8 protein-coding genes are annotated in these 11,705 nt (G+C 67.7%); 7 read left to right on the forward strand and 1 reads right to left on the reverse strand.

All coding sequences use genetic code 11. The annotated features are described in order from the left end of the window. Nucleotides 1–191: 191 nt before the first annotated feature. Entirely contained in the window at nucleotides 192–2,039 is a 1,848-nt protein-coding gene (locus Manayef4_RS17210) for a helix-turn-helix domain-containing protein (protein WP_070132263.1), read from the reverse strand. 182 nt (nucleotides 2,040–2,221) lie between these two features. On the opposite strand from Manayef4_RS17210, the gene Manayef4_RS17215 reads away from it, so the two are divergent. From Manayef4_RS17215 to Manayef4_RS17245, 7 genes are read left to right on the forward strand one after another with little or no spacing between them, the layout of a single operon-like run. After that, nucleotides 2,222–4,135, forward strand: a complete 1,914-nt coding sequence (locus tag Manayef4_RS17215; protein ID WP_070132258.1) for a hydantoinase/oxoprolinase family protein — start codon at nucleotides 2,222–2,224, stop codon at nucleotides 4,133–4,135. 52 nt (nucleotides 4,136–4,187) lie between these two features. Continuing rightward, on the forward strand, nucleotides 4,188–4,616 hold the full coding sequence (locus tag Manayef4_RS17220) for an acetone carboxylase subunit gamma (RefSeq protein WP_023841948.1): 429 nt from the start codon (nucleotides 4,188–4,190) through the stop codon (nucleotides 4,614–4,616). 22 nt (nucleotides 4,617–4,638) lie between these two features. After that, complete coding sequence (locus Manayef4_RS17225) at nucleotides 4,639–6,765, forward strand: hydantoinase/oxoprolinase family protein (protein ID WP_070132259.1); 2,127 nt, start codon at nucleotides 4,639–4,641, stop codon at nucleotides 6,763–6,765. Between the two features lie 35 nt (nucleotides 6,766–6,800). After that, nucleotides 6,801–9,125, forward strand: a complete 2,325-nt coding sequence (locus Manayef4_RS17230) for a hydantoinase B/oxoprolinase family protein (protein ID WP_070132260.1) — start codon at nucleotides 6,801–6,803, stop codon at nucleotides 9,123–9,125. 51 nt (nucleotides 9,126–9,176) lie between these two features. Further along, on the forward strand, nucleotides 9,177–9,989 hold the full coding sequence (locus Manayef4_RS17235; protein WP_070132261.1) for a hypothetical protein: 813 nt from the start codon (nucleotides 9,177–9,179) through the stop codon (nucleotides 9,987–9,989). Nucleotide 9,990: 1 nt separating this feature from the next. Continuing rightward, nucleotides 9,991–10,782: a CoA transferase subunit A gene (locus tag Manayef4_RS17240; RefSeq protein ID WP_011436914.1), complete on the forward strand. Its 792-nt coding sequence runs from the start codon at nucleotides 9,991–9,993 to the stop codon at nucleotides 10,780–10,782. Nucleotide 10,783: 1 nt separating this feature from the next. Next, nucleotides 10,784–11,470 (forward strand): 3-oxoacid CoA-transferase subunit B, encoded by a 687-nt coding sequence (locus Manayef4_RS17245; protein ID WP_070132264.1) that lies wholly within the window; start codon nucleotides 10,784–10,786, stop codon nucleotides 11,468–11,470. Nucleotides 11,471–11,705: the final 235 nt, after the last annotated feature.

Here is an 11,705-nt window from a genome sequence, read left to right on the forward strand (position 1 = left end):
ACGTCATTCGGGTGATTTGCATCACACAACATCACACCCCATGGGCGGCGGGAAGGCGGTCTCAACATGAGACGGCTGCACGGGCTTATACCTCTCCGCTTCATGCGGACCGCCGGCGCGGGGCATGCCCTGGTTCAGACTGAGCCAAGGGCGGTCCGTCCCACCGGGGACGCGTCAGGCGGTGATGCCCGTCAGGCGGTGATGCCGTAGGCCTTCAGCTTGCGGTAAAGGCCGGACCGCGACATCCCGAGCCTGGTGGCCGCCAGCATTCGGTTGCCCTCGGTCTCCTGGAGAGCGGCGACGATCGTGTCCCGCTCGGCTGCCTCCAGCGGGGTGAGCACGTGCCGCGAGGTGGTCTGGCAGTAGGCCGGCAGGTCCTGGGCCTGGATCTCCCCGACCGGTCGCCGCCGCAGCGCGTGTTCGAGGGCCTCGCGCAGCTGGGAGACGTTGCGTGGCCAGGAGTAGCGCGCGATGATCCGCTCGGCGGCTGGGCTKAGCCGCACCTTGCGGTTGGGGGCCATGTCGCGCAGGACCGACGAGGTGATGGCGGTGAGGTCATCGGTACGGCATCGCAGCGGCGGCACAGTGATCGCTACCTCGAAGTGGCCGAGGAGTGCGTGGAACGGCAGGTCGGAGTCCAGTGAGGAGTCCGACAGGGTCGCAACGAATGAGGTCGGGTTGTCGAGCCTGCCGATCGCAGTGAAGAACACGTCGAGCTGTTCGACCCCTTCGGTGCTGGCCTGGTCGACATTGCGGACGATGTAGAGGGTCGGCTCTGGCTTGCCCGCGAGCAGTGAGTCGATGTCGGTCTCGGAGTTCTCGATGGTCAGCTGGGAGGCGTCCATCGACAYGCTTCGGCCGCCCGGGTGTGAGGYGTGGAAGATCTCGGCGACCAGGGTGAACTTGCCGGTGCCGGTCTCACCGAGCACGATCGCCGGCTTCTTCGCTATGAGGGCTTCGCGCAGCTTGTCGCACGCGCGTACCCATGCCGGTGACCGACCACCGGTAATGGTCTCGTGCGGCCGGTACAGGTCGCCGGCGATGCGGGAGGTCTGCAGGGTCGCGACCGCGATCTGTGGCAGCACCTGCTCGGTGAAGTCGCCCGGCGATCCGGCCTTCTCCGTGGCGACGAGGTCGGCGATCACCACCATGCCGGCCACCTCGGAGCCGGCCAGGATCCGGGTGCCCCGGATATGGACCATGCGTCCCCCCGGCAGGACCAGGGTGTCGCTCACCCGGTCGCGGCGGCTCATGAGGAAGGTCGCGTGCTCGCGCAGGGTCAGYTGCTCGCTGGCGTCGAACAGGCCCTGGGCCGGGGTGTTGGYGATGAAGACCGAGTCACCGAAGGCGAAGACGGCCTGTCGGGACGCCCGGGCTTCGACGCGCAGGTAGGTCTCGAAAACGGCCTGCTGGGACTGGCTGCGATCCAGTAACAGGTTGCGGCTGATGTCCTTGGCGGCGCTCTTCACCAAGGTGTGCATCAGCGGGCTCCAGGTCTGGGTGAGCGTGGAGATGTCCAGCACTCCCTCCACCCGGCCGGTGAGAGGATCGATGACCGGGGCGCCGGTGCAGGCGAAGCATTGCAGGGGCTCGGTGAAGTGCTCCGGCCCGACGATGCTGACCGGCTGACCGGCCTCGATCACGGTGCCCACACCGTTGGTGCCCATCATCGACTCGGAGTAGTTGAACCCTGGCGCGAATTCGACCCTGTCGAGCAACCGCCCGACCGTCGATGACAAGTCGATGYGCTGAACCAGCCTGGCCCTGTGGTCGGTCAGGGCGATGACCAGCGGGAGGTCCGCGGTGTCGTTGCCGAGCTGAGTGAGCACCGGGCGTGCGCAGCGCACCAGCCGGGACCCGGTGTCGATGTCGTCGATGTAGTCGCTGTGCGGCCGTGCGCTGTCGACGCCGGCCGCCTGGCTGCGTTCCCATGATGCCGCGAGCACGTCGGGGACACCGACGGCACCCGCGCGGCCGCACTCCAGGAAGTCCGCCCGGGCTGCGGCCACCCGTAAGAGGCGGTTCGCGGTGTCCGGCATGTGCACCTCCTCGGGGGTCCTGGATGGCCCCGTGGAAGAACATCGTGGCTGAGAGCCACGCCACATCCAAGAGCAGTGAGTGTCCAATTTTGGGACACCGACACCCGGTGGGACACCAGCAGGGTTGTCCSAACAACGGGGCCTGCGCATGGAACCCAGGGAGTCACGAACCGAGGAGCGTCATGGACACCCTGATCAACATCGACAACGGTGGCACGCTTACCGACATCTGCGTCTGGGATGGCGACCAGTTCACCTACACCAAGTCCCTCACTACTCCGCACGACCTGTCGGAGTGCCTCTTCGACGGGATCGAGAAGGCCTCGGTCGCCCTCTACGGCGAAGCCAACACGGAGAAGCTGCTGCACGCTACGCAGCACATCCGATACTCGACCACCCAGGGCACCAACGCCCTGGTCGAGCGGCGGGGCCCGAYGATCGGCATCCTCACCACGATGCCGGGCCTGTTCGAGCGGATGCGCGGCGGTGAAGCCGAGAAGGACCTCTTCGACGGCCTGATCGCCGACCGGATGCTCACCATCGACATGGGCGCGACCGATGAGGAGATCGACTTCGAAGTCGTCCAGCGGATCAACCAGCTCACCACCCTGGGCGCCGCCCGGGTGGTGGTGGCTGGTGAGTCGCCGGAACAGGAGCGTCGCCTACGCAGCGTGTTGCTGCGCAAGTTCCCGCGGCACCTGCTCGGCTCGATCCCGCTCCTGTACTCGTGGTCCCTCGCCGGCGACCGGGACCACCCGCGTCGGGTGTGGTCGTGCGTGCTCAACTCGTTCCTGCACCCGACCATGGAGCGGTTCCTGTACGGGGCGGAGCGGCGGCTGAAGTCGWACAGGGTGCTCAACCCGCTGCTGGTCTACCGCAACGACGGAGCCTCCTCGCGGGTGRCCAAGGCGGTGGCGCTGAAGACGTACTCCTCCGGGCCGCGCGGCGGCTTGGAAGGTACGGCGGCGCTGGCTCGCACGTACGGCCTCGATCACACGCTGATGATGGACATCGGCGGCACCACCACCGACGTGGGGGTCGTCCGCGGCGGCGCGGCGGCGGCCGATGAGCGCGGCACCATCGAGGGCGTCCCGATCTCCTACCCGATGAGCAACGTGCACTCGACCGGGGTCGGTGGGTCCTCGGTGATCTCGGTGGTGGACGGGCAGATCATGGTCGGGCCGCGCAGTGTGGGGGCGGCCCCCGGCCCCGCCTGCTTCGGCTTCGGTGGCAAGGAAGCCACGATCACCGACGTCAACCTGCTGCTCGGCGTCCTCGACGCCAGCACCTACCTCGACGGCACCTTCCGGCTCGACGCCGACCGTTCGGCCGCGGTCATCACCGAGACCATCGCCGAGCCGCTGGGCATCAGCCTGGAGGAGTCGCTGATCCGGATGGAGCGGGCCTACTTCGAGGCGCTGGCACACTCCTTCGCGCACCTGATCGAGGAGAACTCGACCCTCATCGCCTTCGGTGGCGCCGGCCCGATGAGCGCCGTTGGTGCCGCTCGTCCGGCAGGGGTGAAGAAGGTGCTGATCCCGCGGATGGCGGCGGTCTTCTCCGCGTTCRGCATTGCCTTCTCCGACATCGGCAAGACCTACGAGGTCGGCGTGCCGGAGCCGACCACGGCAAGCACCGCGGCGACGTACGACGAGATGCTTGCCCGGGCCAGGCGCGACATTTTCCAGGAGGGCTACGACCTCGACGACTGCCGCACCGAGGTACTGCTCACCATCGAGGAGACCGACGGGTCGCCGGTGGAGACCAGGCCGTACCAGTCCGGCGACGCCGCGGACTTCCCCGGGAAGCAGGTCTCCCTGCAACTGTCGGTGACGGCCGCGCTGCCGCACCCCGACGTTGCTCCCGACACCGACGTGCCCGCGATCCGGGTGACGAGCAATGAGACCCGCCTGGTCCGTTCCGCGCCCGACCAGGTCGACAAGGTGCCGGTGTTCGTGCTCGCCGAGATGCCGCCCGGTGGAAGTGGCGAGGGCCCGGTGATCGTCGAGGGCCCGTTCTTCACCGCCCGCGTGCTGCCCGGCTGGCAGTTCCGGGTCACCGCCTCGGGGGACCTGCTGCTGACCGACACCCACTGACCTCCCCTGACGGCCCCGAGCGTCCCCTGACAGCTACGAGAGGAAAGTCATCATGCGGGTCCCCATGACCGAATACCTGGTCATCGACCTCGACACCGAGCGCTGGGTCTGCCGGGTGTGCGGCCGCGACATCTGGTCTGCCCACGGGAACTACAAACTCGGCTGCCTGGTCTACGACCGCGACCCACGGGAGATCCACCAGCCGATCATCAATCCCGACCGCTACGAGTTCACCTTTTCCCCGGACCCGACGTACTGCCGGATCCTGGAATTCTACTGCCCCGGCTGCGCCACCCAGATCGAGACCGAATACGTGCCCCCGGGACACCCGCCGACGGCCGATCTCGTCATCGACGTCGCCGCGCTGCGCACCCAGTGGGAGGAACGCGGCGTCGACCCCGAGCAGGTCCACAACTACGGGCCCGGCGAGGACGCGCAGAAATACACCGCCATGCACAAGGCGACCGGCCACATCCGCTGATCTCGCAGGGAGAACCGAGACAATGAAACGTATCTCCGTCGACATCGGCGGCACCTTCACCGACTGCTTCTTCGTCTGGGACGAGACCTACGTCGAGGCGAAGGCGCTGACCACGCACCACAACCTGGCGCTGGGCTTCAACGAGGCGCTCGACCTGGCGTGCAGCCGGGCCGGACTGGACCGCGGCACCGTGCTCACCGAGGTCGACTCGGTCCGCTACGCCACCACCCTGGGCACCAACGCTCTCATCGAGCGCAAGGGACCCAAGGTGGGGGCGATCGTCACTCATGGCTTCGAGGACACCATCCCGCTCTCCCGCGGCCGGGGGTACGGCGAGGGCCTGGACTACTCGATGCAACAGAACCTCCCGGCAGCCGAACGGCCCGAACCGCTGGTGCCGCGCTACCTGATCCRCTCGGTCAAGGAACGCGTCAACTCGGCCGGCACGATCGTGGCGAGGCTCGATCCCGAGGACGTCCGCACGGTGGTCCGTGAGCTGGTGGATGCCGGCGCCGAGGCCCTGGTGGTCTCGCTGGTCAACGCCACCGAGAACCCCGAGCACGAGCTGGCGATCCAGGAGATCATCCTCGACGAGTTCCCGGCCCACGAGCTGGGTGCCATCCCGGTGCTGCTGGGCCACCAGGTCTCCGGTCGCAAGGGCGAATACGTGCGGGCGACCTCCACCATCGTGGACGGCTTCCTGCACGAGATCATGTTTCACGCGCTCAGYCAGCTCTCGAACAACCTGCGCGACGCCGGCTACGGCAAGCCGATGCTGGTCATCCACAACTCCGGTGGCATGGCKCAGATGAACTCCACCGACGCCCTGCAGACCATCCACTCCGGTCCGATCGCCGGCGTCGGCGCCGCGGAGCACCTGTCGAACGAGACGGGCCTGGGCCATGTGATCTCCACTGACATGGGCGGCACGTCCTTCGACATCGGCCTGGTGCCCGAGGGCGGCGTGAAGCACTACGACTTCCTGCCGACCATCGACCGCTGGCTGGTGTCGGTGCCGATGGTGCACCTCGACACGCTCGGTGCCGGCGGCGGCTCCATCGCGTCGTACGACCGGATTCACAACTCCATCAAGATCGGCCCGGAGTCGGCCGGCTCCAACCCCGGCCCGGCCTGCTACGACCGCGGCGGACTGCGTCCGACGGTGACCGACGCCGACCTGTTGCTCGRCTATCTGGACCCGGACAACTACGCCAACGGCTACATCAAGCTCAACCCGAAGCGCTCCCGGTTCGCCGTCGAAGAGAACCTGTGCGACCAGCTCGACATGGACGTTCTCGCCATCGCCCGCGCGATCAAGGACGGTGTTGACGAGCAGATGGCGATCGGCATCGGCAAGGAGCTGCGGGTGCGCGGCTACCTGCCGGAGGACTTCACGATGCTCGCCTACGGCGGCAACGGTCCGCTGCACGCCTGCGGTATTGCTCGCCATGCCGGCATCAAGCAGATCCTGGCCCCGCCGTTCTCGTCGGTGTTCTCCGCCTGCGGYGCCGGCAACATGAAGCAGCTGCACTTCCACGAGCGCGGCGTGCACATCACGATGTACAACGCCACCTCCCGGTCGCTGTACGACAAGTACGAGGAGTTCAACGCGATCGTCGAGGAACTCGAGGCCCGGGGCCGGGAGGACCTGGTGCGTCAGGGCTTCGCGGCCGACGACGTGAAGTACCGCCTGGAACTGGACATGCGCTACGGCAACCAGCTGCTCACCCAGGCCGTCGCCCTCGACATCAACCGGATGAACGGTGTGGGCGACGTACTGCACATGATCCGCACCTTCGGTGATGTCTACAGCCACCGGTTCGGYGCCAGCAGCGCGGCACCCGAAGCCGGGATCCGGGTGGGGACCGTGCGGGTGGCCTCCTACGTCGACGGCGACGTCGTCAACTTCGACTCGCTGGAGGCCGGCGGCGAGCGCACGGTGCCGACCGAGGTGTCGCACCGCAAGGTCTACTTCATCGGCCAGGACGACTCGATCGAGACGCCGGTCTACGACCAGGCCGCGCTGTCGCACGAGCGGGTGATCCCCGGCCCCGCGATCGTCACCACCGAGAACACCACCTACCTCGTCGAGCCGGGCTGGCGTCTGGAGCCGACGGTGCAGGGCGCCGTCTGGTTCCTGCAGGACTGATCGAGTACACCGTCGAGCGCACCAGGGAGAAGACGATGACTGTCACGGACGACAGCGCCACGCAGGAGCAGGCCGCCGAGCAGAACACCCTCACGCCCCAGGAGCGGGAGTGGGTCGACCAGTTCATGGACGAGACCACCCTCTTCCTCGGTCCCGACCCGGTGATCATGCGTGACCACTCCATCCAGGAACGGACGTYGYGGGAGGAGACGGCGATCRCCGCCGGTGTMGACCGGCTGGTGGTCGAGCGGATCCGCAAGCGGATTGCCGGTGCGCTCGACGAGGGCTACGAGATGTGCGAGGCGCAGGGTGCCGCGCCCGGGGCGAAGTGGGGTGACCTGACGACCGCGATCTACACCGCGGCCGGGGACGTGTCCTACCTCTCCTGCCACGGGGTGATCGCGTTCTCCGCGATCCTGCACCACCCGATCCGGTACATCATGAAGTACTGGAAGGACGAGCCGACCGTCGGTATCCACGAGGGCGACGGATTCATCCACAACGACGCCCGGTTCGGCAACGTCCACAACACCGACCAGTCGATGATCATGCCGATCATACGTGGGGGTGAGATCATCGCGTGGGTGGCGGCGACCATCCACGRAGGCGAGAACGGCGCCTGCGAGCCGGGCGGCATGCCGTCGGGCTCGGAGACCCCGYTCGACGACGGCCTCCGGATGAGCCCGTTCAAGATCGTCGAGCGTGGTCATCTGCGCCGGGACCTGCTGACCTTCCTCCAGCACTCGGTGCGCGACCCCAAGCTGCAGCTGGCCGACCTGAAGGTGAAGATCACCGCGGTACGCAAGATCATGGAGCRCATCGACAAGGTCATCGACGAGGTCGGCGTCGACACGTTCGTGGCGGCCCTGCGGGTCACCGTCGAGGACGTCGACGCGGAGGTCCGCCGCCGGATCTCCGAGCTTCCCGACGGCACGTACTCCTTCAACCAGTTCATGGACTCGACGCTGAAGGAGAACATCCTCATCAAGATCGCCTGCAGGATCCACGTCAAGGGCGACAAGATGACCGTCGACCTGCGTGGCACCGGACCGGAGATCATCAACCGKGCGATCAACTCTCCGCTGTGCTCGGTGAAGTCGATGATGATGCAGGCGATCCTGGCGTTCTGGTGGCCAGACCTGCCGCGCTGCACGGCGGCGATGAGCTGCATCGAGATCATCTCCGACGAGGGCACCTGGGCCGACGCGTCCTACGACGCCCCGATGGGACAGTCGCTGCAGGCCTCGTTCCGAGGCTTCTCGATGATGCAGGCGCTCTACGGAAAGATGTCGTTCTCCACGCCGCACAAGTASTCGAACATCGTGGCCAACTGGTTCAACCAGATCAACACGTTCCTGTGGGGCGGTGTCACCCAACACGGCGACATGGTCGGCAACCTGTGTGCCGACCTCAACGGCATGCCCGGGGGAGCCAAGCCCTTCCGGGACGGTGAGGACGCCGTCTCGCCGCTCTTCTGYGCCATGGCCGACACGGCCGAGCAGGAGGTCATGGAGGAGGAGGTGCCCTTCATGCAGCTGGTGGCCAAGCGCCTGGTCCGCGACAACATGGGCTTCGGCAAGTTCACCGGCGGCATGGGCTACGAGATGATCGTGGCCGCCGAGGGCACGCCGGAGTGGGGCTTCATGACGGTGACCTCCGGAGCGAAGTTCTCGTCCATCTACGGCATGTTCGGGGGCTACGGCTGCGGCACCTACCCGCTGGCGATGGTCAAGGGCACGAATGTCTACGAGCACATTCGTCGGGACAACAAGAAGTTCGACCTCTCGATCGAGAAGGTCATGAACGAGCGTCCGTTCCCGGACGGGAAGTACTCGACCTATCACATGGGTCTGCAGTACGACCGCGCCAAGGACGGCGAGCTCTACATGATCTCCCAGGGCGCCGGTGGTGGGTACGGCGACCCGCTGGAGCGCCTGCCCGAGTCGGTGGTGCGCGATGCCGAGCTCGGCCGGATCAGCCAGAAGGTCGCCGAGGAGATCTTCGGTGTCCGCTATGACCCGATCACCTTCCGGCTCGACGCCGAGGGCACCAGGCAGGCCCGCGAGCGGGTCCGCCAGACGCGCCTGACGCGCGGCAAGCCCTACGCGGAGTTCGTCAAGGATTTCGTCACCGAGGAGCCGCCGAAGGACCTCCTCTACTACGGCTCCTGGGGCGACGACACCAAGGACCTCACCGCCACGGTGTTCACCATCGACGGTCCCCAGCGGGTCAAGGCGCCGCTGAAGGAACTGCCGATCATCGTGATTCCGGACCGCCGGGAGCTGAAGATCGCGGCGCTGGAGGCGCGCGTGCGGGAGCTGGAGGACAGGCACGGCGAGGACGTCAAGCGTCTCGCCTGAGGTTCCGTCTCGCCTGAGGTTTACGGAGCCCTGAGGTTCAAGGAGCACTGAATGTCTTCTCTCACTGCCCTGCTCGCTGCCGCGCCCGGCGGCCGGGCGCTGGTGATCGACCACGACGCCTACGCGACGGCAGTGCTACGGCAGRGCAGCGAGATCCCCTGGGGTGACCTCGCCGCCCTGACCGGGCACGTCGCCCAGGTCCAGGCCCTGCTGGATMCGGATGCGGTGTTCGTCAATGCCGAGGCGTTCTACGACGCGTATCTCGCGGCGACGCCTGACCTGGTGAGCGCGCTGGGGAAGCGTAGCCGCACGGGCTATGCGTTACGCACCCTGCTCGGTGACGAGCCCGCCGTCGAGCGGTTGGTCCTGACCATGCGCACGCTGGCGGACTCGACCCGGCGACGGGTCGTGCTGTCGGTGCCGTCGCCCGCGAGGTGGTTGCTGCGGGCACATGACCGGGCCGGCACGGGGCTGGACGAGGTGAGCGAGGACCACGCCGACAGCGCCTCCATGTACCTCGCCGAATGGCTGGGGCGCCTGGGGTCGCCGCCGCTGGGACTGTTGCTCCTTGATGCCCGGGCCCGCCGCGGGGACTCCGCCACGCTGGAGTTCCCGGAGCGGGCGGGKGGCTATACCTCGCTGACCAATGTGGCCGGGCACTTCGACTGGACGCTGGCGGTGCGATTCGCCTCCTCGGTCGACGTGGCCGGCGATGTCACGCGGGCTGTCGTCCTTCCCGACGCGTTCTGGCACGGCGAGGGCGAGGCGCCCCGTGACGGAGCCCGGCTTGTGCTGACCACGATCCCGGCCGATGCGCCGCCCGAGACGGTTCTGCTGCGCCGGGCCCTGCTGAAGGAGGGGTGAGGTGGACAAGGTCGTGGCGTCGGCGCAGGAGGCGGTCGCCGATATTCCGGTCGGGGCCAGCGTGGCGAGTGGTGGTTTCGGGGTCTGCGGCATCCCGTCGGTGCTCCTTGCCGCGCTCGCCGAACAGGGGGCCTCGGACCTGACCGTCATTTCCAACAACTGCGGGATCCCGGGTGTGGGTAACTCGCTGCTGCTGGAGGGCGGGCGGATCCGCCGTCTGGTGGCGTCGTACGTGGGGGAGAACAAGGAACTGGAACGGCAGTACCTCTCCGGGAAGGTCGAGATCGAGTTCAACCCGCAGGGGACGCTGGCGGAGCGGCTGCGCGCCGGTGGAGCCGGGATCGCGGCGTTCTACACCCGCACCGGCGTCGGCACGCAGGTCGCCGACGGCGGGCTGCCGATCAGGTACGACGCCTCGGGCGAGGTGGCGCTGGCCTCGCAGCCCAAGCCGACCGAGGTCTTCGAGGTCGACGGGGTGCCGCAGGTCTTCGTGCGGGAGACGGCGCTGCGGCCGGACTTCGCCCTGGTRCGGGCCCGGCGTGGTGACCGGCACGGCAACCTGGTTTTCCGCAGGGCCGCCCGCAACTTCAACCCGCTCTGCGCCATGGCCGGGAGGGTGACGATCGCGGAAGTGGAGGAACTCGTCGAGCCGGGTGCGCTGGATCCCGACGAGATCCACCTGCCCGGAGTCTTCGTGCAGCGGGTGGTGGCGTTGACGCCCGGCCAGGCCGCGGACAAGGGGATCGAGCGGCTCACCCTGCGTGCCGTCACAACCGCTGCAGGAGGTGCCTGAGATGCCCTGGTCCCGGGACGACATGGCCGCCCGTGCGGCGGCGGAACTCAACGACGGGGACTACGTCAACCTCGGCATCGGTCTGCCGACGCTGGTTCCCAACCACGTGCCCGACGGCGTGGAGATCGTGTTGCAGAGTGAGAACGGCATCCTCGGCCTGGGTCCCTACCCGGTCGCCGGCGAGGAGGACCCGGATCTCATCAACGCCGGCAAGGAGACGGTGACGACCGCGACGGGAGCAAGCTTCTTCGACTCCGCCACCAGTTTCGGGATGATCCGTGGGGGGAAGATCGATGCGGCGATCCTCGGCGCCATGCAGGTCAGCGAGCGCGGGGACCTGTCGAACTGGGTGGTGCCCGGCAAGCTGGTCAAGGGCATGGGGGGCGCGATGGACCTGGTCCACGGCGCCCGCCGCGTGATCGTTCTGATGGAGCACTGCGCCAAGGACGGATCGCCGAAGATCCTGCCCGCGAACACGCTCCCGCTGACCGGCACAGGTGTCGTGCAGCGCATCATCACCGACCTCGCCGTCATCGACGTGACCTCCGATGGTCTGGTGCTGGYGGAGACGGCGCCGGGCGTCACCGCCGACGACGTGCGGAAGGTGACACCGGTACGGCTGGCTCAGGTGGGCACGAAGCCTGGTGCCGGCGTGGCGGGCGGACCTGCCGGGGTGTCTTGGCAGTGACCTGCCGGGGTGTCTTGGCAGTGACCTGCCGGGGTGTCTTGGCAGTGACCTGCCGGGGTGTCTCAGCAGTGAAGGGTGTCTGAGCGTTGAAGGGACTGGATGTGGACCACGACGTGGAGATCGTGGGCTGGGGTCATACCCCGTTTGGCCGTCTGCCCGAGGAGACTCTGGAGTCGCTGATCGTTGCCGCCGCGCGGGAGGCGATCGCGTCGGCGGGTCTGCGCCCGCGGGAGAT

The organism is Frankia sp. CgMI4 (assembly GCF_001756285.1).
Taxonomy (GTDB): Bacteria; Actinomycetota; Actinomycetes; order Frankiales; family Frankiaceae; genus Frankia; species Frankia casuarinae.

Coding starts and splice junctions, on each gene's coding strand:
- Manayef4_RS17220 (WP_023841948.1), top strand. CDS start 4,188: ATGCGGGTCCCCATGACCGAATACCTGGTCATCGACCTCGACACCGAG.